Here is a 21,428-nt window from a genome sequence, read left to right as displayed (position 1 = left end):
CATGGCCGGACACGGAGCACCCGCAGTCAAGGTCCCCGACGCCGCCGGGCTGACGCTCGGCGTGGTCGCCACGGACTGGAACGCCTCGGTCGTCGAGCAGATGCTCAAGCGCGCGCTCGACGCCGCCGAGGACGCGAAGGTCGCGGAGGTCAAGGTCCTGCACGTCGCGGGCGCCGTCGAGCTCCCGATCGCCGCGCAGGCCCTCGCCCGGAAGTACGACGCCGTGGTCGCCCTCGGCACCGTCATCCGCGGCGGCACCGCCCACTTCGACTTCGTCTGCAAGTCGGTCACCGAGGGCCTGACCCGGGTCGCGCTCGACGAGTCGACCCCCGTCGCCCACGGCGTCCTCACCGTCGACAACCAGGAGCAGGCCGTCGCCCGCGCCGGGTTCGCCGACTCCACCGAGGACAAGGGCTACGAGGCGGTCGTGGCCGCCCTCGGTGCGGCCCTGGCGATCCGCTCGCTCGACTAGCACCGCCGCGAAGCCGCGCCCGCTGATGCGGGCGCGGCTTCACGCGTGCTAGCTGTAGTGCTGGAACTCGGGCCAGAGCTCGGACCACGCCATGACCGGGCCGCGGCAGACGCCGACGGTCTCGCCCTGCTCCTCGTTGTCGACTCCGACGTGGTTGTCCAGCACGGCGACCGCGGTGCACTCATCGAAGAACTCGCCGACGCGCTCCAGCGGCAGCCCCACGGTGACCACCGTCGTCGCCGACTCCGGCGGCGGGCCGTACTCGAAGAGGGCGTTGTGGCCGCTGTAGACCGGACCGGCCTGCGCCGCATACCGGTCCAGCGCGCCCGCCTCGCCGTAGTTCGCCGTGACCACCACGGTCCGGGCCGCTTCCTCCGGCGGCAGCGACATGACGACCGCCTCCACCTGCCGGGCGTAGGACTGCCAGCCGACCTGGTCGGCCACGGAGCCGTTCATGGCCGGGACGGGCGAGTCGCCCACGGCCTCGACGGGGAGGAGCGGGAGGGCGACCACCGCCGAGACGGCGCCGTTGAGCGCGACCCCGGCGACCAGGAGCGTCCGGCGCCCGCGGGCCTTCGCCCACGCCGCGACCGGGATGCACCCGACCGCGTAGAACGCGACGACCAGCCCGATCGGGTAGTAGTACTGCCCGCCGGTCACCAGCACGATCACCAGCATCACGGGGTAGGCCACCGCCAGCGCCCGGATCGGCCGCCACTGGGGCCGCCGCACCAGCGCCCACAGCCCCGCGAACCAGACCGGCACGAGGAACACCCCGAGCAGCAGGAGCTGGAACGGGAAGAGCAGGACGCGGTTCTCCGCGCCGTCCGTCTCGCGGATCGCCGCGGCCATCTCCAACTGCGGCCAGCCGTTGAGCGCCTGGTAGACGAGGTTCGGCGAGCCGATGACGAGCGCGAGCGCCGCGCCGGCCCACAGCCACTTCGAACGCAGCCCGTTGGGGGAGCGCACTTCGAGGAGCCCGGCGGCCAGGCCGATGAACAGCAGCACGATCAGGTGCTTGTTGTACAGCCCGATCCCGGCGGTCGCGCCGACCGCGAGCCACCAGCGCGGGTCGCGCATGAGGGCGCGGACCACGAACAGCAGCACGGCGACCCACACGACCAGGTCCACGGTCGCGGTCGACAGCAGGTGCCCGAACCCGAGCGCGACCCCGGCGAAGGCGAGGCCCCAGGCGCACAGCGCCTGCGCGGCCCTGCCGCCGCCGAGTTCGCGGGTGATGAGCACGGCGAGCCAGAGGGCGCCGGCCATGCACAGGATCGAGGGGAACCGGAACGCCCAGACGGTGTTGCCGAGGGCCGCGATCGACAGGTGGCCCAGCAGCGGCGTGAGCGGGCCCTGGTCCGCGTAGCCCCAGGCGGGCTTCAGCATCAGGAAGTACAGCTCGTCGCGGTGGTAGTCGTACCGGCTCGCGGTGAGCGCGAGCGCGGCGGCGAGCGCGAGGCTCGCCAGGGTCGGGTGGAGTCGGTGGAGCGGTCGCACGGCGGCCTTTCGGGGTGAGGGGGTCCCGTGCGCCAGCGTACCGTGCTGCTCACTCGGCCTTGCGCATCGCCTCGATCGCCTCGTGGAACGCGGGGGCCGCCCGCCCGGAGCGGTCGGTGAGGACCGCGACGTCCTCGGGGGAGGCGGCGGGTCGCGCCCGCCGCCGCCCCCGCCTGGAGTCAGCGCGCCGCGTCGACCCGTGCGAAGTACGCGTCCACGAGCGGCTTGCCGATCCCGGTCATCCACTCCTCGAACGTCAGCAGGCCCGGGTGGACCTTCTTGAGCGCGGGGATGTCGACCTCGATGCGGTGCTCGTTGATGAGCCCCAGGGTCTTCGCGGTCGAGGGGCTCTGCGCGGCGACCGCGGCGGCGTCGATCGCCACATACGGCACGTCGCGGCCGGTGACCCGCGAGATGATCGCGACCTTCTCCAGCTGCGTGATGTCGTCCCCGGCGAGCTCGTACGCCTTCCCGGCGTGGGCCGCCGGGTCGGCGAACGCGATCGCCGCGAAGGCCGCGATGTCGGCGGCGGCGATGTGCGGCTCGTAGGTGTCGGCGTGGAGCAGTGAGACGAGCGCGCCGTCCTGGAGCTCGCGGAACGAGTCGAAGGTGTTCTCCATGAACGAGGTCGGCCGCAGGATCGTGTGCGGCAGCCCGCTCGCGCCGACCGCCCGCTCGGCCTCGGCCTTGCGCTGGAGCATGTCCATGTGCGGCTCCAGCGGCCCGCCGACGCCGACCGAGGAGGAGTGGACGAGGAACGCCGCGCCCGCGGCCTTCGCCGCCGCGGCGAGGTTCGCCGCCGAGCGCTCCTCGTGCCCGAGGTCGTGGCCGTACGGCCCGCCCTCGTAGGCGCCCGCGTGGACGCTGAACGCGCCCCAGACGCCCTCGGCCGCCGCCGCGAGCGACGCCGGGTCGTCCAGGTCGCCGCGCACGACCTCGGCCCCGGCCTCCTTGAGCGCCAGCGCCTTCGCGCTCGCGGGGTCGCGGGTGAGCGCCCGCACGCCCCAGCCGTCGGCGAGGAGCCGGGCCGCGACGGCCCCGCCCTGGCGGCCGGTCGCGCCGGACACGAGAATGGTCTTGTCGGTGGAGGGCATACTGCGGTCCTTTCCGTTCCCGGGGCCGCCGGTTAGTATCGGAGTCGGCGACCCGCTTGCTAAAGCGGAACAGTACACCCGTTTATTGACGGGCGCGAGAGGGGGCACCGTTGCAGACGGCGGTGAAACGAGCGGAGCGCGCTGACGCCCAGCGCAACCGGCGCAAGGTCCTGGACACGGCCGACCGGCTCTTCGGCGAGCGCGGCACCGGCGTCTCCCTGGGGGAGATCGCCACCGCCGCCGGGGTCGGCGCGGGCACGGTCTACCGGCACTTCCCGACCAAGGACGCCCTGCTCGCGAGCGTCCTGGACGAGCGGCTCGCCGCGCTCGGCGACTACGGCGCCGCGATGCTGCGCCACCCCGACGTCGAGTACGCCTTCTTCGAGTACCTGCGGTTCCTCAACGAGCAGGCCCTCGCCAACCGCGCCATCTGCGAGGCCCTCGCGGCCCGCGGCGACTGGCAGGAGCCCTCCAAGGGCGACGGCCGCTGCGTCATCGACTCCCCGCTCGCGGCCCTGGTCGCCAAGGCCCAGGGCGCGGGCGTCCTGCGGGCCGACCTCGACACCCGCGACGTGCGGGCGCTGCTGGCCGGGTGCACCGCCATGGCCCAGTCGCTCGGCTCCGCGGAGCGCGCCGCGCACCTCGCCACGCTGTTCTGGGACGGCATGCGGGCCGAACGAAACCACGAGATCCGTAACGAAACCAGTGCCGCTCCTGTGATCCGTAACGAAATCGCCGTAACGGAAGACCCCTGCCCGGTCTGCGGCACTCCGATCGCCCACGCCGGAACCGGCCGCCCCGCCAAGTACTGCTCCCCGGCCTGCCGCCAGAAGGCCTTCCGCGACAAGCGGAAAGGCGCCTGAGCAAGGCCCTCGGCAACCGGTTGCAGCTCCTCGCCTAGGATCGACCGGAGCCGACCGCGAAGGAGGCCGACCATGGCCCGCCGATTCCTCCCGCACGTCCTGCGCCCCGTGACCGACCTCGACGGCGTCTGGGACTTCGCCTACCTCGGCGAGGTCGAACCCGACGACGTCGACCCCGCCGCGATCGCCTTCGACGACGTCATGGCCGTCCCCGGCTGCTTCGACGCCACCCCCGCCTACGCGGGCCGCCGCGGCCTCGCCGCCTACCGCACCCGCGTGCGCGCCGGCGCCGGGCTCCAGCGCCTCGTCTTCGAGGGCGTCCAGCACTGGTGCCGCGTGCTGTGGAACGGCGAGCCGCTCCGCGACCATGCGGGCGGCTTCACGCGCTTCACCGCCGAGACCCGGTCCGAAGGCGGCGAGGTCGAGCTGATCGTCCTGGTGGACAACCGCTTCGGCGAGCGCTCGCCGCTCCACCTGGAGCACTTCGACTGGTACCACTTCGGCGGCGTCAGCCGCTCCGTCGCGCTCCACCGACTCGGCCCGGTCCGCATCGACGCGCTCGCGATCGACACCCTCTCCGTCGCCGACCGCCGCATCGAAGTCCGCGTCGACTACACCGCCGACGCGCCCGCCACCGTGCCGTTCGCGCTCGCCTGCGACGGCCTCCCGCTCCTCGCCGAGGACGTCGCGCTCGACACCTCCGGCACGCTCGTGCGCACCGTCGAGATCCCGTGGGCCGCACCGTGGACCACCGCCGACCCGCGCCTCTCGCTGCTCGCCGCCGAACTCGGCGGCGACGACCTGCGCGAGCGCTTCGGCCTGCGCCGCATCGGCGTCGAGGACGCCCGGATCACCCTCAACGGCGAGCCGGTGACCCTCCTGGGCGTCAACCGCCACGAGCTCCACCCGCAGTTCGGCCACGCCCAGCCCGCCGCGCTCCTCGTCGCCGACGTGCAGCAGCTCAAGGACCTCGGCGCGAACTTCGTGCGCGGCAGCCACTACCCGCTCGACCCGCTCTTCCTCGACCTGTGCGACGAGGCGGGCCTGCTCGTGTGGGAGGAGTCGATCGGCTGGCAGTACCCCGTCGAGCACCTGACCGCCCCGGGCTTCGCCGAGGCGCAGATCGAGCACATCGACGAGATGGTCGCCGCCGGGCGCAACCACCCCTCGGTCGTCCTGTGGGGCATCCTCAACGAGTGCCCGAGCTGGTCCGAGGCCGGCCGCCCGGTCTACGAGCGGCTCCTGGGGCGCCTGCGCGAACTCGACGCGACCCGCCCGGTCACGTACGCCAGCCTGAACGCCTTCGACGACCTGTGCTTCGACCTCGTGGACGTCGTCTCCGCGAACAACTACCCCGGCTGGTACTTCGGCGACGTCCCCGGCATCCCCGCCCAGCTCGACCGCATCGCCGCCCACGTCGACGCGCTCGGCCACGCCGACAAGCCGCTCATCGTCTCGGAGATCGGGGCGGGCGCGGTCCCCGGCTGGAACGACGCCAACGGCTCGCTGTGGACCGAGGACTACCAGACCGCCCTGCTCACCACCGTGGTCGACCACGTCGTCGGGCACGAGCGCATCTCGGGCCTCGGCATCTGGGTCCTCGGCGACTTCCGGACCACCGAGCACCGCGAGATGCTCCTCAAGCGCCCCCGCGGCGTCAACGACAAGGGCATCGTGGACGAGTACCGCCGCCCGAAGCAGTCGTTCAAGGCCGTGCGCGAGCGGTTCCGCCGCCACGGCGCCTAGCGGCGCGAAGGGCCTCCCGCGCCTCGCGGGAGGCCCGCGGCCTCACGTCGTGAGCGAGTAGCTGTTGCAGTTGAAGTTGTAGCCCCCGGCCGAGGACGTGATCTCCCAGCCGAACTGGATCTGGTCGATCCGCACGTTCGGCATGCGGCCCTGGTTCACCAGCCACTGGCAGTGCGCGGTGATGTTCACCGTCGAAGACGTGGTCTGGGTGTGGGCGAGGAAGTTGTACACCGGGTTGGACCCGTTGTGCCCCTGGTAGTAGCCCCAGTTGCGCCCGCCGAGGCTGACGTTCTGCACGAACGAACCGAGCGGGCCCACGTTCGAGGTCCACTTCGTCCAGATCATGATCTCGTGGGCGTGGCCGTTGCCCCACACGTCGTACGCGGTGTTGTACGCGAGCCCGGAGCCCGACGGCACCGTCACGTTGTGGGAGCTGGACACGTTCCCCATGCTGGAGACGTTGCGCCCCAGCGTGTACGAGACGTTCGGGTAGGACTTGATGCCCCCGGTGTTCGGGTGGTTCGCCCACACGCCCCAGTTGGACGCGGAGTTCGCCCAGATGGTCTGCGCGCCCGCGCCCGAACCCCAGATGTTGTTGTAGAGCGTGTACGCGCCGGTGGTCCACTGGCCCCACTGGTCCGAGGAGGACCAGGTGGCGGCCTGCGCCGGGGACTGGAGGGCGCCGACGGCGCCCGCGGTGGCCAGGGGGGCGGCCAGCGCGGCGGTGAGGAGCGATCTGCGTCGCATAGGCGGTGCGCCTTTCTCAAGAGTCGCGGTTTCAGCACCGGCATCCGAAATTTGACGAATGTCGATACATTAATTAAAACAGACGACCAAACGAATGTCCAGACCCGTGACCGTCCGTCACCGCCCCCGCGTGATCCCCGTCTCGGCCGTCCCGCACTGCGGTAGCGGCGCCGCGTCGGCGGCGGTCCGGCCCGGTCCGGCGCGTAGAATTCGGCAGCGTGAAGACCTTCGAGCAGCTCTACGCCGAACTTTCCGAGAAAGCAGTCACCCGACCCGAGGGCTCCGGCACCGTCGCCGCCCTCGACGCCGGCGTCCATGCCATCGGCAAGAAGATCGTCGAAGAGGCGGCCGAGGTCTGGATGGCCGCCGAGTACGAGTCGGACGAGGCCGCGGCCGAGGAGATCTCCCAGCTCCTCTACCACCTCCAGGTGATGATGGTCGCCCGCGGCATCAGCGTCGACGACGTCTACCGGTACCTCTAGAAAGGCCCATCCGAATGCTCCGCATCGCCGTGCCCAACAAGGGCGCGCTCTCACAGGGCGCCACCGACATGCTCACCGAGGCCGGATACCGCCAGCGCCGCGGCAGCCGCGACCTCCAGTCCGTGGACGCCGCCAACGGCGTCGAGTTCTTCTACCTGCGCCCCGGCGACATCGCCACCTACGTCGCCTCCGGCGACCTCGACCTCGGCATCACCGGCCGCGACCTCGCCGTCAACTCCGGTGCGGAGGTCGAAGAGGTCCTCGCGCTCGGCTTCGGCCGCTCCACGTTCCGCTACGCGGGCCGCCCCGGCGAGACCGACTCCGTCGCGGGCCTCGACGGGAAGCGCATCGCGACCTCCTACCCGGGCGTCGTCCAGCGCGACCTCGACGCGCACGGCGTCAAGACCGCCATCGTCGAGCTCGCGGGCGCCGTGGAGAACGCGATCGCCCTCGGCGTCGCCGACGCCATCGCCGACGTCGTGGAGACCGGCACGACCCTGAAGCAGGCCGGGCTCGCCGTCTTCGGCGAGCCGATCATGCACTCCGAGGCCGTGCTCGTTCGCAAGGCGGGCAACGGCACCGGCGCGGCGATCGACCAGCTCCTGCGGCGCCTGCGCGGCGTGCTTGTGGCCCGCTCGTACGTGATGCTCGCCTACGACGTGCGCGCCGAGCTCCTCGAAGCGGCCGTCGAGCTCACCCCCGGCATCGAGTCCCCGACGGTCTCGCCGCTGCATCGGGAGGGGTGGGTCGCCGTCCAGTCGATGACCGAGCGCGCCGACCTGCACCGCGTCATGGACGCCCTCTACGAGCTGGGCGCCCGCGGCATCCTCGCCTCGAACATCGACGCCTGCCGCCTGTAGTCCGCGCTACGACAGCCGCGGCCGCTCCAGCGCGGCCGCGGCGTCGGCCCGGTCCCGCAGCGCCGACGCCATCGCCACCGCCTCGCGCGCGTCGCGGTGCACCGCCACGGCGTCGTGCCCGACCCCGCCCGCGGCCATCGCCCGCACCGTCGCCAGGCCCTGCATCCGCTGGATGCGGCCCTGCGTCACCCGCACCGACTGGATGCGCGCGTACGGCACGGCCACATGGACGTTCACCCACAGGCCGTGGCGCACCACGAACGCCCGCTCGGTGAGCGCCGCCCCGGTCTTCTTCCACCGCAAGGGCATCCGCCATCGCGCCCGCCGCGGCGGGCGCACCGTCTCGAAGACGCTCGGCAGGTCCGGCACCGCCTCCGCGGCCACGAGCGCCACCTGGTCGGGCTCGCCCACCGGCAGCGCCGTCGTCGACCGCGTCGCGGTCGCGCTCTGCTGCGCCACCGCCGCCGTCCACACCTCGACGCGCTTCCACCGCCGCGAGCGCCACAGCACCGGCTCCACGAAGCTCACGCCCGTCACCCGGTCCACCGGGACGGTCTCGTGGCTGGTGTCCGTCAGGCCCCGCTGGATGAGCAGGTTCGTGCCGTCCCGGGCGATCCGGAACCGGCCGTTGCGCAGGAACCGGTTCACCGCCGCGATCGTGCTCTGCACGTAGCCGATCAGCGCCGGGGCCAGGAACCCCACCCACAGCGTCGTCGCCACCGTCGTGAACCCGAAGATCGACCCGGTCACCGCGAACGCCGTCCCGAACACCGCCAGGAACGTGACCTGCGCGGGCAGGGCCTCCAGGAACGAGGCCAGCGCCAGGCGCCGCACGGTCAACTGGGGGACCAGCAGGCCCGCGTCCCGGTCAGGCACCGCCTCGGCCTCGGCCCCGGGCTCCTCCGTGACCGATGTGGCCGACGCGGCCGGCCGCCCCGCGATCGCCAGCAGCTCCGCGCGCAGCGCCAGGGCCCGGTCGGCCTTCAGGTACGCCAGCCGCGCGTCCGTGCCGTCGCCCCCGGCGACCTCGATGTTCAACTGCGCCAAGCCGAACAGCCGTGCCCGGATGGGCCGCACCAGGTCCACGGACTGGAGCCGGTCCAGCGGGACCGTGCGGTGGCTGCGGGTGAACACGCCGCCGTAGATGTGCAGTTCGCGGCCCCAGATCACGAAGCCGCGGTACTGGAGCGCGATGAGGCTCGCGATCCCGCCGATGACGGCCGCCGCGAGCGCGATGTAGAGCGCGAACAGGAAGTTCCGGGAGGTGAACGCCTGGAGGCCCGCCGCGGCCGCGGCCGCGGTCAGGAACCGGAACGACTCCAGCAGCGGCGTGAGCGGATGCAGGCGCTGGCGCTGGACGCCCTCGGGCGGAGCGCTCGGCGCCGCGGGGGCCGCCTCGGGCCCGTAGGCCGCCTCGGCCAGCGGGGGAGCGGGCTCGTCGCTCACAGGCCCTCCCGGACCTCGGCGGCCCGGAGGGCGAGCCGGTCGCGCAGCGCGGACGCGACCATCGGTTCGAGGCCCGGCACCTCGGACGTGGAGCCGAGGGCCGCGGTGCGGACCTGGACGGTGGTCAGGCCGAACATGCGCTCGATGGGCCCGGCGGAGAGGTCGATGAGCTGGATGCGGCCGTAGGGGACGATGTTCAGACGCCGCGTCAGGAGCCCGTGGCGCACCAGCAGGTCCTCCTCGCGCTCGGCGTAGCCCCAGGTGGCGACGGTGCGCGCGACGGCCCAGGAGCGCAGGCCCGCCAGGACCGCGTACCCGCCGAGGGCCCACAGGACGCCGCGCCAGCCGAGCCAGATCGTCAGGGGCACGGCCGCGATCACGGCGAGGATGAAGAGGTTCAGCAGGCTCCGCAGCACCCACACGGTGCGCAGCTTCGGCGACATGGGCTGCCAGGTGACCTCGTCGGGCCACAGGTCCCACACCGGGACCGTTTTCGCGCTCATCCCTTGATCATTCCACTCTCTTGGTCTCGCACGGGAATCCGCGCGCGGTGAGGAAGTCGCGCAGGACCGGCAGGTGCTCCTCGCAGGCCGCCCAGCGCTTGACCCGCTCGGGGCCGTGGATCTTCGGGTTGCGCCACAGCAGCATCCACGCCGCGTCGCGGCGGCAGCCGCGGGAGGAGCACACGGGCGGCGGGCTCTGACCGGACGCCGGGTTCGGATCGGACACAGTGCGATTGTGCGTCATGCGGGTCAGCCGTGGCGAGGCCACACGGCTGTGTCGATGAACGCCTCGACCGCCTCGATGACGTCGGCGAGCGCGTGCGCGGAGTCCACGAGCGGGCGCCCGCGCAGGAACATGCCGTGGTCGGCGCCGCGGACCTCGAACACGTCGCCGGGCAGCTCGCGCGCGAGCGCGCCGTTCCACGCCGGGTCGGCGGTGCCGCCGATGAGCAGGAACGGGGCGGTGGCGCGGCGCAGGGCCCGGACGATCGGGTAGTCCTTGAGCAGCGGCGTGAACCAGATCGCCGGGAGCCCGTGGTGGGCGGCGAGCACGGACGCGGCCGTGCCGAGGGACTTGCCGACCAGCAGCGGCGGGTCGTCGTTGTGGACGCGGTCGAGGACCGCCTCGGTCTGCTCGCAGACCCCTTCGATCATGGTCTGCTCGTCGGCGGCGAGCCGGTCGACGTCCGTCCACTGGATCGGGTAAGTCCGCGCCCCGCGCGATTGCAGGGCGACGTGCGTGTACATCAGCAAGGGCCCCTGGACGCTGTAGTTGCGTCCGGGCAGGAGCAGGGCCTGGCGACGGCGGGGCATGAGAGTGATTCTAGTTGCGTCGGTCGCGTCGTCCGGTACGTGAGACGGACCGGGCCCGGGGACGGAAAGACCCGCACGACCACGGGGGAAGTCGTGCGGGTTGGGGAAAGCATAGCGCTCCGACATTTCGCAGCAACGGATTGAATCCGCGCGGCGTGTCACTCGACGGGGCAAAAACCCCCTGGGGGTTTGCCGCCGCGGGCCGCGCGCAGTCTAGACCTGCTGTGCCCCAAGGGGTTCGGCAAGAACTGTCGGGTTCCTGACAAAACCCGGTGCGACACCCCGAAACGGGTCCCTCCGGGCCCCTGCGCCTCTGAGGAGCGCGCATTACCATCGACAGCACCGGACGACACCGCGAAGAACGACACGCCGTCGAACATGAGAGCTGGAACCGATATGGGATCACCCGAGGGATCGGGCGCGAACGGCCTTCCGACCCCGGCGGAGAACGCCGCGCTGCTGGAGAAGGCCCTCTTCGAGATCAAGAAGGTCATCGTCGGCCAGGACGCCCTGGTGGAGCGCATGTTCGCGGCCCTCCTCGCCCGCGGCCACTGCCTCATCGAAGGCGTGCCCGGCGTCGCGAAGACCCTAGCGGTCGAGACCATGGCGAAGGTCGTCGGCGCCGAGTTCAACCGCATCCAGTTCACCCCCGACCTGGTGCCCGCCGATATCGTCGGCACCCGCATCTACCGCCAGTCCTCGGAGTCCTTCGACGTCGAGCTCGGCCCCGTCTACACCAACTTCGTGCTCGCCGACGAGATCAACCGCGCCCCCGCGAAGGTCCAGTCCGCGATGCTCGAAGTCATGGCCGAGCAGCGCATCTCCATCGGCGGCCAGACCCACGTCCTCCCTAAGCCGTTCCTGGTCATGGCCACCCAGAACCCCATTGAGCAGGAGGGCGTCTACCCCCTGCCCGAGGCCCAGCGGGACCGCTTCCTGTTCAAGGTCAACGTCGGCTACCCCACCGACGCCGAAGAACGCGAGATCGTCTTCCGCATGGGCGTCGACTCGCCCATCCCCGAACGCGTCCTCGACACCGACGACCTCCTGCGCCTCCAGCAGGCCGCCGACGGCGTCTTCATCCACAACGCGCTCGTCGACTACGCCGTGCGCATCGTCATGGCCACCCGCAACCCCGCCGCCGCGGGCCTGGGCGCCATCAGCCGCCACATCCAGTACGGCGCCAGCCCCCGCGCGTCCCTCGGCCTCATCCGCGCCACCCGCGCCATCGCGCTCCTGCGCGGCCGCGACTACGCGCTCCCGCAGGACCTCGACGACATCGCCCCCGACGTGCTGCGCCACCGCCTCGTCCTCTCCTACGACGCCATGGCCGACGGCATCACCGCCGACCGCCTCGTCGCCCAGCTCCTCCAGGCCGTCCCCGCCCCCACGGTGACGCCCCGCCAGGACGCCGCGCCGCGCCCGGCCGAACCCTCGCCCACCTACCAGCAGCCGCAGCAGCCGGGGGCCTGGTAACCGCGTGAACGCCGCCGACCTGCGCGCCCTCGACCGCCTCCAGCTCATGGTCACCCGCCGCCTCGACGGGCTCCTGCACGGCGACTACCTGGGCCTGCTCCCCGGACCCGGCTCCGAGCCCGGCGAGGCCCGCGAGTACCGCGCCGGGGACGACGTGCGCCGCATGGACTGGCCCGTCACCGCCCGCACCACCACCCCGCACGTGCGCACCACCATCGCCGACCGCGAACTGGAGACCTGGCTCGCGATCGACCTCTCCCCGAGCCTCGACTTCGGCACCGTCGGCATGCTCAAGCGCGAACTCGCCGAAGGCGCCGTCGCCGCCTTCTCCTACCTCGCCGGACGCGGCGGCAACCGCATCGGCGCCGTCGTCACCGAAGGCGGCCCCGCCAAGGCCATCCCGCCCCGGCCCGGCCGCGGCGGCGCCCGCTCCCTCCTGCGCGCCGTCACAAGCCTCCCGCGCGGCGAGGGAGCCGACCGCTTGAAGGCCGAAGGCCGGAACGCGCATGAGCACGGTCTCGCCGAGCTCATCGACAAGACCCGGCGCCACGCCCGCCGCCGCGGCCTCGCCATCGTCGTCTCCGACTTCCTCGAAGACGAAGAGCACCCGAGCGACTGGCCCCGCGAGCTGCGCCGCCTCGCCGTGCGCCAGCAGGTCCTCTGCGTCGAAGTCCTCGACCCCGCCGAGCTCGCGCTCCCCGACGTCGGCGTCCTCGACCTCATGGACCCCGAGACCGGCGCCACCGTCGAAGTCCAGACCGGCAACGCCCGCTTCCGCGCCCGCTACGCCGAGGCCGCCGCCGAGCAGCGCGCCCGCATCGCCGCCGGCATCCGCTCCGGCGGCGCCGCCCACCTGCGCCTGTCCACCGGCTCCGACTGGCTGCGCGACATCGCCGCGTTCGTCGCCGAACGCCGCCACCTCGCCGCCTACCGCTGAACGCCAACTACGCCAAGGAGAACCGTTGATCCGCCTGCTCGAACCCGCATGGCTGCTGGCCCTCGTCCCCGTCGCGGTCCTCGCGGCGGTGTACGTCTGGGCCCAGTTCGCCCGCAAGCGGATCGCCGTCAGGTTCGCCAACGCCTCGCTCCTGGCGAAACTCGTCCCCAAGCTCCCCGGCTGGCGCCGCCACCTCCCCGCGGGCCTGCTGGTCATCGCGCTGGCCGTCCTCGTCGGCGGCATGACCCGCCCCGCGGTCGACGTCGAGGAGCCGCAGGAGCGGGCCACCGTCATCCTCGCCATCGACGTGTCCCTGTCGATGATGTCCACCGACGTCGACCCGACCCGCATCGACGCCGCCAAGTCAGCGGCCTCCGACTTCGTCGCCGAACTGCCCGAGCAGTACAACGTCGGCCTGGTGTCCTTCGCCGGGTACGCCTCGGTCGTCGTGCCCCCCACCAAGAACCGCGCCGAGGTCACCTCCGCGATCAACGGCCTCACCCTCGCCGAGGCCACCGCCACCGGCGACGCCGTGTTCGCGTCGCTCCAGGCCGTCCAGCAGGTCATGACCGACGAGTCCGGGCAGCTCGCGCCCGCCCGCATCCTCCTGCTCTCCGACGGCTACCGCACCGCCGGGCGCACCGTCGACGAGGCGGGGGAGGCCGCCGCCGCGGCCGAGATCCCCGTCTCCACCGTCGCGTTCGGCACCGACGAGGGCGTCATCGAACTCGACCAGGAGATCGTCTCGGTGCCCGTCGACCGCGAGGCCCTCGCCGGGCTCGCCGAGGCCACCGGCGGCGAGTACTACGAGGCCGTCACCGCCGAGCAACTCCGCGCCGTCTACGAGGACATGGGCTCGTCCCTGGGCTACCAGACCATCGCCGAGGACGTTTCGCAGTGGTTCATCGGCACCGCGATGATCCTCCTGTTCGCCGCGGCCGGGCTGAGCCTGGCGTGGACCTCCCGCCTCACCTGAGTCCGGCACCACACGGTCCGTGAAGGCCCCTTCGCCGCTGAAGAGGCCCGTCGCTACGATCGTCGGTGGCTTCGTACAAAGAACATGAGGGAGTTCGGACAATGGCGCGCACGGTCCTGGTCACCGGAGGCAACCGCGGAATCGGCCTGGCGATCGCCAAGGCGTTCGCCGCCCAGGGCGACAACGTCGCCGTCACCCACCGCGGCTCCGGCGCCCCCGACGGCCTCTTCGGCGTCCAGTGCGACATCACCGACACCGCCTCTGTCGACGCCGCGTTCACCGAGGTCGAGGACAAGTTCGGCCCCGTCGAGGTCCTCATCGCCAACGCCGGGATCACCGACGACACGCTGCTGCTGCGCATGAGCGACGAGCAGTTCGAGCGCGTCGTGGACACCAACCTCAAGGGCGCCTGGCGCGTCGCCAAGCGCGCCTCCTCGAAGATGCTCCGCGGCAAGTTCGGCCGCATGATCTTCATCTCCTCGGTCGTCGGCCTCTACGGCAACGCCGGGCAGACCAACTACGCCGCGTCCAAGGCCGGGCTCGTCGGCCTCGCCCGCTCCATCACCCGCGAACTCGGCTCGCGCAACATCACCGCGAACGTCGTCGCCCCCGGCTTCGTGCAGACCGACATGACCGATGCGCTCCCCGAAGCCCAGCGCAAGGCCTACCTCGACTCGATCCCGGCCAAGCGCTTCGGGGCCGTCGAGGAGATCGCCGGAGCCGTCACCTGGCTCGCCGGCGACGGCGCCGCGTACGTCAACGGCGCGGTCATCCCCGTCGACGGCGGCCTGGGCATGGGCCACTAGGCCCGGATAGTTTTCAAGCACCGATAACGCACGGAGGAACACACATGTCTGGAATCTTGGACGGCAAGAGGCTGCTGATCACCGGTGTCATCACCGAGCAGTCCCTCGGCTTCGGCGTGGCCAAGTACGCGCAGGAGCAGGGCGCCGAAGTGGTCCTCACCGGTTTCGGGCGGCTGTCCCTGGTCGAGCGCATCGCCAAGAAGCTCCCGACGCCCGCCCCGGTGGTCGAGCTCGACGCGACCGACCCCGAGCAGCTCGCCGGGCTCGCCGACAAGGTCCGCGAGCACGTCGACGGGCTCGACGGCGTCCTCCACGCCATCGCCTTCGCCCCGCCCGGCGCCCTCGGCGGGAACTTCCTGAACACCGAGTGGGCCGACGTCGCCAAGGCCGTCGAGGTCTCGACGTTCTCGTACAAGTCCCTGGCCGTCGCCTGCCTGCCGCTCATGGAGCACGGCGGCGCGATCGTCGGCCTCGACTTCGACGCGCAGCAGGCGTGGCCCGTCTACGACTGGATGGGCGTCGCCAAGGCCGGCCTGGAGTCCGTCAACCGCTACCTCGCGCGCGACCTGGGCCCCAAGGGCATCCGCGTCAACCTGGTCTCCGCCGGCCCGCAGCGCACCATGGCCGCCAAGTCCATCCCCGGCTTCGTGGCCTTCGAGGAGGCGTGGACCAAGCGCGCCCCCCTCGGCTGGTCCCTCACCGACTCCGAGCCCGTCGCGAAGGCCTGCGCGGCCCTCCTGTCCGACCTGTTCCCGGCCACCAGCGGCGAGATCGTCCACGTCGACGGCGGGTTCCACGCCGTCGGAGTCGAGCGCACCGAAAACGTGAGCACAGGGCAGTAGCGGAGTCGCCATGACAGCCATCGACAACACGGACGGCTACGACGCCGTCCTGCTCGTCTCCTTCGGCGGCCCCGAGGGCCCCGGCGACGTGCTGCCCTTCCTGCGCAACGTCACGCGCGGGCGCGGCATCCCCGACGAGCGCCTCACCGAGGTCGCCGAGCACTACTACCACTTCGGCGGGATCTCGCCGATCAACCAGTGGTGCCGCGAGGTCATCGAGGCCCTCCGCCAGGAGTTCCGCAAGAGCGGGATCGACCTGCCGATCTACTGGGGCAACCGCAACTGGCCGCCCATGCTCGTCGACGCCGTCACCCAGATGACCGGCGACGGCGTCAAGAAGGCCCTCGCCCTGTGCACCAGCGCGTACGGCTCCTACTCCTCGTGCCGCCAGTACGTCGAGGACATCAACGCCGCCCGCGCCGCCGTCGGCGAGACCGCGCCGCAGATCGACAAGATCCGCCACTTCTTCGACCACCCCGGGTTCGTCGGCGGCTTTGCCCGGCAGCTCAAGGGCTCCCTCGACCAGATCGAGGACCAGTCGAAGACCCGCGTCGTCTTCACCGCGCACTCCATCCCCGACGTCATGGAGGAGTGCTCCGGCCCCGAGGGCGCCCGCTACTCCGACCAGGTCGCCGAGGCCGCCGCGCTCGTCGCCGAGCGCGCCGGATGGACCGGGCCCTTCGACGTCGTCTGGCAGTCCCGCTCGGGCCCGCCGTCGATGCCGTGGCTCGCGCCCGACGTCAACGACCACCTGAAGGTCCTCGCCTCCGAAGGGGTCGACACCGTCGTCGTCAGCCCCGTCGGGTTCCTCTCGGACCACATCGAGGTCCTCTGGGACCTCGACAACGAGGCCAAGGACACCGCCGCCGACCTGGGCCTGCGCTACCTGCGCGCCGGGACGCCGACCGTGGACGCCGACCTCGTCGGCATGTTCCGCGACCTCGTCGCCGAACGCGTCCAGGGCGCGCCCATCCGCCGCCTGGGCAAGCTCCCCGTCTGGGACCCCACCGTCGAGGGCTGCTGCCCCGCGCGCCGGCCCCCGGCCCCGGAGAAGCGCGGCCGCTGATCACACGGGCCCGCGCACGGAGCCGCTTGCACCGCTTTGCGAGCCGCGCCGGGCGCGGGCCCGGACCGTAGTCCCCGCAGGTGTCCGCCACGTGACATGCTTGACGTGTGGACGACGTATTCATCTGGATCATCGTCGCCGTTATCCTCGGCGCGGTCGAACTCTTCACCGGCACCCTGGTCCTCGCCATGGTCGCCGTCGGAGCCGTGCTCGCGGGCATCGGGGCCGCCGTCGGCGCCCCCCTCTGGCTCCAGGCCGTGCTCTTCGGGGTCGGCTCCATCGCCTCGATCTTCGGCCTTCGACCCTTCCTCCGGCAGGCCCTCGAATCGGACACCGGCGCCCAGGCGCACCGCCCGTTCGGCACCCGCGCCATCGAGGGCGCCGAGGCCCGCGTGATCGAGACCGTGGACCTCTCCGGCGGCCTCGTCGAGATCGCCGGCGACAACTGGACCGCCTACCCCCTCGAACCCGACCAGCTCCTCGAACCCGGCGACACCGTCACCGTCGTCGAGATCAAGGGCGCGACGGTCATCGTCTGGAAGCAGTCGTTACCGACAGGCGGCCGTTCAGTACCCTCGTGCCCATAGCCCGCCCGATCCGCCAGACCACTGGAGGCTGAGAAACCATGGAACCCGTAGGCATACTGCTCCTGATCGTCGCGTTCTTCCTGATCATCGTGCTGTTCCGCTCGATCAAGATCGTGCCCCAGCAGTGGAACTACATCATCGAGCGCCTCGGCCGCTACCGCCGCACGCTCGAACCCGGGCCGCGCCTCCTGGTCCCCTTCGTGGACTCCGTCCGCGCCAAAGTGGACCTCCGCGAGCGCGTCGTCAACTTCCCGCCGCAGCCGGTGATCACCGCCGACAACCTCGGCGTGCAGATCGACACCGTCCTGTACTACATCATCACGCAGCCCACCGCGGCCGTGTACAACATCGACGACTACCTCGCGGGCGTCGAGCAGCTCACCACCACCACGCTCCGCAACGTCGTCGGCTCCCTCGACCTGGAGAAGACGCTCACCAGCCGCGAGGAGATCAACGCCCGCCTCGCCGCCGAGCTCGACAAGGCCACCGACAAGTGGGGCCTCAAGGTCACCCGCGTCGAGCTGCGCTCCATCGAGCCGCCGTTGAGCATCCGCGACGCCATGGAGAAGCAGATGCGCGCCGAGCGCGACCGCCGCGCCGCGATCCTCAACGCCGAGGGCACCAAGCGCTCCTCGATCCTCATGGCCGAGGGCGAGCAGCAGTCCGCCGTCCTCCGCGCCAAGGGCGAGCGCGACGCCGCCGTGCTCCGCGCCGACGGCGAGGCCAAGGCCATCCAGACGGTCTTCGCGGCCATCCACAAGGCCAAGCCCACCGACCGCCTCCTGACCTACCAGTACCTCCAGACGCTGCCCACGATCGCCCAGGGCACCGCCAACAAGGTCTGGGTCGTCCCCGCCGAGCTCACCAAGGCCCTCGGCGGCATTGGCACCGCGTTCGGCGGCGGCGACAAGTCCGGCCCGGCCGAGGAGGAAGAGGTCGAGGTGGACACCAGCGCGCTCGAACTCGACGACTCCGCGCTCCAGGCCCTCGAAGCGGCCCAGCAGGCCGCCCGCGAGGTCCAGGACCTCGGCGAAGGCAAGGACCGCGGCGAACTCCCGCCCGCGCCGGCGTAAGCACACGTGACGGCCGGGACCCCTGACGGGCGGTCCCGGCCGTTTCGCACGCCATGGGGCACAATGGCCACGTGCCCGCCATCGACATCTCCGACCCCGAAGACGAGCGCCTCGCCGACTACCGGGCCCTCACCGACCTGGCCCTGCGCACCCGCTTCGAGCAGCCCCACGGCCTGTTCATCGCCGAAGGCCACCAGGTCATCGGCCGCGCCCTGCGCGCCGGGTACCGCATGCGCTCCATGCTCATCGACGCCAAGCGCGTCGAACAGCTCGCGCACCTCGCCGAGGACGCCCCCTGCTACGCCGCCGGACCCGACGTCCTCGAATCCGTGACCGGCTTCCACGTCCACCGCGGCGCCCTCGCCTCGTTCCACCGCAAGGAACTGCCTGCACCGGCGCAACTGCTGACGTCCGTCAGGCGACTCGTCGTCCTCGAAGGCATCAACAACCACACGAACATCGGCGCGATCTTCCGCGTGGCCGCGGGCCTCGGCTTCGACGGCGTCCTCCTCGCCCCCGACTGCGCCGACCCGCTGTACCGGCGCAGCGTGCGCGTCTCGATGGGGGAGGTGTTCGCGGTCCCGTATGCCTACCTCGACGAATGGCCCGCTGGCCTCGCCCAGGTCCGCGAGGCCGGGTTCACGCTCCACGGCCTCAGCCCCTCGCGCGGCGCGATCGACATCGGCCAGGTCACCGCCGCCGAGCGCGAACGCCCGGCGCTCCTCTTCGGCGCCGAGGGCCCCGGCCTCACCGGGGCCGCGCTCGACGCCTGCGACCGGACCGTGGTGATCCCCATGCACGCGGGCGTCGACTCCCTGAACGTGGCCGCGGCGACCGCCGTGGCCTGCTGGGAGCTGTCGCAGCCGACGCCCCGCTAGAGGCTGACCGTGGTGAACTCCGACTCGCAGGGCGGGCCCCACGTGTAGGAGAACTTCAGCTCGTCCAGCTCCAGGTGCGCGGCGAGCGCGGTGTGCGTCCGCAGCTCCTCCGGGTCGCTCTCGACGGGGTGGCGGCACAGGCCCAGCGGCCCGCCGTCGTGGTCCCGCATGGCCGCGTGGAGGTGCTCGGTGCTGACGGGGGTCTCCTTGGCCAGCAGGTGCTCCATGCGGTCGCACCGGTGGTACGTGGAGACCCGGCCGGTCTCCAGCCAGCTCTGGTACACCCCGAGCGCCTCGGGATCGCGGAAGTGGTTGGCGTGCACCAGGGGAGTGGTCCCGTCCTGGTAGATCACGCGCGACCCGAGCGGCGACGTCTCCACCGTCGCGACCCCGGACGAAGCGCTCCCGACGAAGAAGTTGGCCGAACAGGCGGGACGAGGGGCGACCGCATGCCCGACGGCCTCAGCGAGCGTGCTCGACTGCAAGATCCGCCACGTCCGGAGGTGGAACGGGACGGAGTCGATCTTCCAGTCATCGACGCTCGCCCCGAGCCCGTTCACGCACAGGCCGATCCCGGCCGAGTTGATCCCGATCTTGGTCCCGGCGACGCCCGCTTCGGTGAATCCGACCACGGTCGTCTCGCCGTGCTTCCACTGGAGCAGCGCGCCCTCGACGCCGGTGAACCAGTCCCAGTTCTGCCCGATGTGCGTTCCGCCCGCGGCGAAGACCCCGTCCGACCCACCGAACGACGTGCACTCCGACCGAATGCTGTCGACCGTGGGCCGCCCGAACTCGCTCCAGGCGCTGTAAAGAAGCTCATACCGGGCGTTCAGCAGCGCGATGTCCAGGATGTTCTGCCCGGACCCGTCGGCGATCCCGTCCATGATCGCGCGGTACTGCGAGTCCTCCTTGGTGAAGATCCCGAGGTAGTGCTGCGACCGCTCGGCGAGCGAGTCCTCCGGGAGCCCGGAGGTGAGCATCCGCGACCGGTAGACGGCCACGTTCGCCGCGATCTGCTCCCTGAGCTGCTCGCCTTGCTGCACGCCCTGGCGGTAGGGACTTCCCTGGAGGTGGATGAGGGGCAGTTCAGTCATGCGAGCCATTGTGACAGAAGCGATATCGCCCCGCCACCGCGAATTTCGGCCGCGGACCTCAGCGGCCCATGAGCGACTGCTCGACCTGCGAGTAGTGGATGGTCCACCACTTCACCAGCCCCGTCTGGCCGGGCAGCAGGTGGTCGCAGGCGGAGTTGTGGCGCACGTAATGCCACTCGATGACCCAGTTGTCGGTCAGCCGGTCCCACCAGAGCTGGTGCGTGGCCAGTCCGATCTCGGGCTCGCCGACGTCGAACACGCTTCGATATCCCCCGGCGAACGCCCGGATCCGATCGCAGTCGAGACCCCGCTCATCGCCGTACGTGAAGTAGAACACCGCGGCGCGGGCCATCTCCCGCGCATAGGACGACACGGTCAGACGGTCCCAGTCGAGAATTGCCGAGATCCGGTCGTCAGGTCCGTGCAGCACGTTGTGCGGATGCAGGTCCCCGTGGGTGTACCCCGTGTACTGCGGCGCCAGGTCCGGCGGCCGCCGGTCCCCGAGCCGCACCAGCAGCCCCCGCTTCAACCGCAGCGTCTGCTCCGCGGTCGCCTCGAACCCGGTCTTATCCCCGCGCCCGGCCGCGACCAGCTCCAACAGCCGGTCGACCTTCTGCAAGGCGGCCTCCGTCGTCGGCGGGTTCTCGACCTTGGGAGCCCGATCCGCCGGGATCGAAGCATGCAGCGTCCGGTGCAGTCTTCCAATCACCGAGCCCAGGTCCCGGCAGGCGTCCCGTGACATCGACAACCCGCTCCGGTGCCGCCCCCCGACCCACGGGAAGACGCCGAACTCCTCGCCCTCCAGGAAAATGGTGGTCCGCCCGTCCCGGCTCAGCACCGGCAGCACCACCGGGACGCCGTTGCCCCCCAGCGTCTGCAACACATGGAACTGGAACTGAAGCTCAGGCCCCGTGACGTCCCTGAACAGCTTGAGCAGGTACGACCCGCTCGACGCGTCCACGCGCCAAGACCGGTTCATCAACCCGGTCTGCACCCGCTGCATCTGGTAGATCTGCCCCAGATCCCAATGCGCCAGCGCCGCGTCGGGGAGTCTTGGCGCGGTCACGGTCATACCCCCAAGCGTAGCCGCCGCCCGCCCCCCACCCCGACCGCGAACCCCCCTTGCGCAACCCCCAAAACCGTCGTGTAAAGTTTCGTCTCGTGCCG

Annotated in this window: 23 protein-coding genes; 14 read left to right on the top strand and 9 right to left on the bottom strand. The window is 71.6% G+C overall.

Annotation, left to right across the window (positions count from 1 at the left end):
• Nucleotide 1 precedes the first annotated feature (1 nt).
• The gene (gene ribH, locus ACFFXY_RS16765; RefSeq protein ID WP_382352895.1) at nucleotides 2–472 is read left to right on the top strand and encodes a 6,7-dimethyl-8-ribityllumazine synthase; all 471 of its coding nucleotides are present in this window, start codon (nucleotides 2–4) and stop codon (nucleotides 470–472) included.
• Between the two features lie 48 nt (nucleotides 473–520).
• On the opposite strand, the gene ACFFXY_RS16760 is transcribed toward ribH, so the two are convergent.
• Both ACFFXY_RS16760 and ACFFXY_RS16755 read right to left on the bottom strand, forming a co-directional pair.
• A complete protein-coding gene (locus tag ACFFXY_RS16760) occupies nucleotides 521–1,972 on the bottom strand; it encodes an ArnT family glycosyltransferase (protein ID WP_382352891.1) in 1,452 nt (483 codons plus the stop codon).
• Nucleotides 1,973–2,151: 179 nt separating this feature from the next.
• The gene (locus tag ACFFXY_RS16755) at nucleotides 2,152–3,066 is read right to left on the bottom strand and encodes an NmrA family NAD(P)-binding protein (protein WP_382352888.1); all 915 of its coding nucleotides are present in this window, start codon (nucleotides 3,064–3,066) and stop codon (nucleotides 2,152–2,154) included.
• 122 nt (nucleotides 3,067–3,188) lie between these two features.
• Between ACFFXY_RS16755 and ACFFXY_RS16750 the strand changes: the two genes are divergently transcribed.
• Together ACFFXY_RS16750 and ACFFXY_RS16745 are read left to right on the top strand one after the other, a co-directional pair.
• Complete coding sequence (locus ACFFXY_RS16750; protein ID WP_382352885.1) at nucleotides 3,189–3,929, top strand: TetR/AcrR family transcriptional regulator; 741 nt, start codon at nucleotides 3,189–3,191, stop codon at nucleotides 3,927–3,929.
• Nucleotides 3,930–4,001: 72 nt separating this feature from the next.
• Nucleotides 4,002–5,675, top strand: coding sequence for a glycoside hydrolase family 2 protein (locus tag ACFFXY_RS16745; protein ID WP_382352882.1), 1,674 nt, complete (start codon nucleotides 4,002–4,004; stop codon nucleotides 5,673–5,675).
• A gap of 42 nt (nucleotides 5,676–5,717) precedes the next feature.
• Here ACFFXY_RS16745 and ACFFXY_RS16740 read toward each other — a convergent pair whose 3' ends face one another.
• Complete coding sequence (locus ACFFXY_RS16740; protein WP_382352880.1) at nucleotides 5,718–6,422, bottom strand: GH12 family glycosyl hydrolase domain-containing protein; 705 nt, start codon at nucleotides 6,420–6,422, stop codon at nucleotides 5,718–5,720.
• A 218-nt stretch (nucleotides 6,423–6,640) separates the two neighbouring features.
• Between ACFFXY_RS16740 and ACFFXY_RS16735 the strand changes: the two genes are divergently transcribed.
• Complete coding sequence (locus tag ACFFXY_RS16735; protein WP_091050946.1) at nucleotides 6,641–6,904, top strand: phosphoribosyl-ATP diphosphatase; 264 nt, start codon at nucleotides 6,641–6,643, stop codon at nucleotides 6,902–6,904.
• A gap of 14 nt (nucleotides 6,905–6,918) precedes the next feature.
• Entirely contained in the window at nucleotides 6,919–7,764 is an 846-nt protein-coding gene (gene hisG, locus ACFFXY_RS16730; RefSeq protein ID WP_382352876.1) for an ATP phosphoribosyltransferase, read from the top strand.
• 6 nt (nucleotides 7,765–7,770) lie between these two features.
• On the opposite strand, the gene ACFFXY_RS16725 is transcribed toward hisG, so the two are convergent.
• The 4 genes from ACFFXY_RS16725 to ACFFXY_RS16710 are packed head-to-tail and all read right to left on the bottom strand — an operon-like array spanning nucleotide 7,771 to nucleotide 10,526.
• The gene (locus ACFFXY_RS16725; protein WP_382352874.1) at nucleotides 7,771–9,210 is read right to left on the bottom strand and encodes a PH domain-containing protein; all 1,440 of its coding nucleotides are present in this window, start codon (nucleotides 9,208–9,210) and stop codon (nucleotides 7,771–7,773) included.
• On the bottom strand, nucleotides 9,207–9,713 hold the full coding sequence (locus ACFFXY_RS16720) for a PH domain-containing protein (protein WP_382352871.1): 507 nt from the start codon (nucleotides 9,711–9,713) through the stop codon (nucleotides 9,207–9,209). Before ACFFXY_RS16720 ends, ACFFXY_RS16725 begins: the two co-directional genes overlap by 4 nt.
• A gap of 7 nt (nucleotides 9,714–9,720) precedes the next feature.
• Nucleotides 9,721–9,939, bottom strand: coding sequence for a hypothetical protein (locus ACFFXY_RS16715; RefSeq protein ID WP_382352868.1), 219 nt, complete (start codon nucleotides 9,937–9,939; stop codon nucleotides 9,721–9,723).
• Between the two features lie 23 nt (nucleotides 9,940–9,962).
• The gene (locus ACFFXY_RS16710) at nucleotides 9,963–10,526 is read right to left on the bottom strand and encodes an alpha/beta fold hydrolase (RefSeq protein ID WP_382352865.1); all 564 of its coding nucleotides are present in this window, start codon (nucleotides 10,524–10,526) and stop codon (nucleotides 9,963–9,965) included.
• A 396-nt stretch (nucleotides 10,527–10,922) separates the two neighbouring features.
• Here ACFFXY_RS16710 and ACFFXY_RS16705 point away from each other — a divergent pair, with 396 nt between their 5' ends.
• The 9 genes from ACFFXY_RS16705 to ACFFXY_RS16665 all read left to right on the top strand — a co-directional run bounded on the left by ACFFXY_RS16705 (nucleotide 10,923) and on the right by ACFFXY_RS16665 (nucleotide 19,167).
• On the top strand, nucleotides 10,923–12,002 hold the full coding sequence (locus ACFFXY_RS16705; protein ID WP_382352862.1) for an AAA family ATPase: 1,080 nt from the start codon (nucleotides 10,923–10,925) through the stop codon (nucleotides 12,000–12,002).
• A gap of 46 nt (nucleotides 12,003–12,048) precedes the next feature.
• A complete protein-coding gene (locus ACFFXY_RS16700) occupies nucleotides 12,049–12,939 on the top strand; it encodes a DUF58 domain-containing protein (RefSeq protein ID WP_382355465.1) in 891 nt (296 codons plus the stop codon).
• A gap of 25 nt (nucleotides 12,940–12,964) precedes the next feature.
• A complete protein-coding gene (locus tag ACFFXY_RS16695) occupies nucleotides 12,965–13,915 on the top strand; it encodes a VWA domain-containing protein (protein ID WP_382352859.1) in 951 nt (316 codons plus the stop codon).
• A 101-nt stretch (nucleotides 13,916–14,016) separates the two neighbouring features.
• On the top strand, nucleotides 14,017–14,721 hold the full coding sequence (locus tag ACFFXY_RS16690; RefSeq protein ID WP_359951357.1) for a beta-ketoacyl-ACP reductase: 705 nt from the start codon (nucleotides 14,017–14,019) through the stop codon (nucleotides 14,719–14,721).
• Nucleotides 14,722–14,765: 44 nt separating this feature from the next.
• The gene (gene fabI / locus ACFFXY_RS16685) at nucleotides 14,766–15,563 is read left to right on the top strand and encodes an enoyl-ACP reductase FabI (protein WP_382352856.1); all 798 of its coding nucleotides are present in this window, start codon (nucleotides 14,766–14,768) and stop codon (nucleotides 15,561–15,563) included.
• 10 nt (nucleotides 15,564–15,573) lie between these two features.
• Nucleotides 15,574–16,629 (top strand): ferrochelatase, encoded by a 1,056-nt coding sequence (locus tag ACFFXY_RS16680; protein ID WP_382352853.1) that lies wholly within the window; start codon nucleotides 15,574–15,576, stop codon nucleotides 16,627–16,629.
• A gap of 107 nt (nucleotides 16,630–16,736) precedes the next feature.
• Nucleotides 16,737–17,216, top strand: a complete 480-nt coding sequence (locus ACFFXY_RS16675; RefSeq protein ID WP_382352850.1) for an NfeD family protein — start codon at nucleotides 16,737–16,739, stop codon at nucleotides 17,214–17,216.
• A gap of 38 nt (nucleotides 17,217–17,254) precedes the next feature.
• Entirely contained in the window at nucleotides 17,255–18,289 is a 1,035-nt protein-coding gene (locus tag ACFFXY_RS16670) for an SPFH domain-containing protein (protein WP_382352847.1), read from the top strand.
• Between the two features lie 53 nt (nucleotides 18,290–18,342).
• Nucleotides 18,343–19,167 carry a TrmH family RNA methyltransferase gene (locus ACFFXY_RS16665; RefSeq protein ID WP_382352844.1) on the top strand — a complete coding sequence of 275 codons (825 nt, stop codon included), beginning with the start codon at nucleotides 18,343–18,345 and terminating at the stop codon, nucleotides 19,165–19,167.
• Here ACFFXY_RS16665 and ACFFXY_RS16660 read toward each other — a convergent pair.
• Nucleotides 19,164–20,261: a C45 family autoproteolytic acyltransferase/hydrolase gene (locus tag ACFFXY_RS16660; RefSeq protein ID WP_382352841.1), complete on the bottom strand. Its 1,098-nt coding sequence runs from the start codon at nucleotides 20,259–20,261 to the stop codon at nucleotides 19,164–19,166. The two genes, ACFFXY_RS16665 and ACFFXY_RS16660, sit on opposite strands and share 4 nt — an antisense overlap.
• 58 nt (nucleotides 20,262–20,319) lie before the next feature.
• Nucleotides 20,320–21,333, bottom strand: coding sequence for a phosphotransferase (locus ACFFXY_RS16655; protein WP_335987525.1), 1,014 nt, complete (start codon nucleotides 21,331–21,333; stop codon nucleotides 20,320–20,322).
• Between the last annotated feature and the right edge of the window lie 95 nt (nucleotides 21,334–21,428).

It is taken from the genome of Glycomyces mayteni, from assembly GCF_042428885.1.
Classification (GTDB): domain Bacteria; phylum Actinomycetota; class Actinomycetes; order Mycobacteriales; family Micromonosporaceae; genus Glycomyces; species Glycomyces mayteni.
This window is presented reverse-complemented; position numbering and strand designations above follow the sequence as displayed.

Coding starts and splice junctions, on each gene's coding strand:
- ribH (WP_382352895.1), top strand. CDS start 2: ATGGCCGGACACGGAGCACCCGCAGTCAAGGTCCCCGACGCCGCCGGG.
- ACFFXY_RS16755 (WP_382352888.1), bottom strand. CDS start 3,066: ATGCCCTCCACCGACAAGACCATTCTCGTGTCCGGCGCGACCGGCCGC.
- ACFFXY_RS16745 (WP_382352882.1), top strand. CDS start 4,002: ATGGCCCGCCGATTCCTCCCGCACGTCCTGCGCCCCGTGACCGACCTC.
- ACFFXY_RS16740 (WP_382352880.1), bottom strand. CDS start 6,422: ATGCGACGCAGATCGCTCCTCACCGCCGCGCTGGCCGCCCCCCTGGCC.
- hisG (WP_382352876.1), top strand. CDS start 6,919: ATGCTCCGCATCGCCGTGCCCAACAAGGGCGCGCTCTCACAGGGCGCC.
- ACFFXY_RS16720 (WP_382352871.1), bottom strand. CDS start 9,713: ATGAGCGCGAAAACGGTCCCGGTGTGGGACCTGTGGCCCGACGAGGTC.
- ACFFXY_RS16710 (WP_382352865.1), bottom strand. CDS start 10,526: ATGCCCCGCCGTCGCCAGGCCCTGCTCCTGCCCGGACGCAACTACAGC.
- ACFFXY_RS16705 (WP_382352862.1), top strand. CDS start 10,923: ATGGGATCACCCGAGGGATCGGGCGCGAACGGCCTTCCGACCCCGGCG.
- ACFFXY_RS16700 (WP_382355465.1), top strand. CDS start 12,049: ATGGTCACCCGCCGCCTCGACGGGCTCCTGCACGGCGACTACCTGGGC.
- ACFFXY_RS16690 (WP_359951357.1), top strand. CDS start 14,017: ATGGCGCGCACGGTCCTGGTCACCGGAGGCAACCGCGGAATCGGCCTG.
- fabI (WP_382352856.1), top strand. CDS start 14,766: ATGTCTGGAATCTTGGACGGCAAGAGGCTGCTGATCACCGGTGTCATC.
- ACFFXY_RS16680 (WP_382352853.1), top strand. CDS start 15,574: ATGACAGCCATCGACAACACGGACGGCTACGACGCCGTCCTGCTCGTC.
- ACFFXY_RS16670 (WP_382352847.1), top strand. CDS start 17,255: ATGGAACCCGTAGGCATACTGCTCCTGATCGTCGCGTTCTTCCTGATC.
- ACFFXY_RS16665 (WP_382352844.1), top strand. CDS start 18,343: ATGGGGCACAATGGCCACGTGCCCGCCATCGACATCTCCGACCCCGAA.
- ACFFXY_RS16660 (WP_382352841.1), bottom strand. CDS start 20,261: ATGACTGAACTGCCCCTCATCCACCTCCAGGGAAGTCCCTACCGCCAG.
- ACFFXY_RS16655 (WP_335987525.1), bottom strand. CDS start 21,333: ATGACCGTGACCGCGCCAAGACTCCCCGACGCGGCGCTGGCGCATTGG.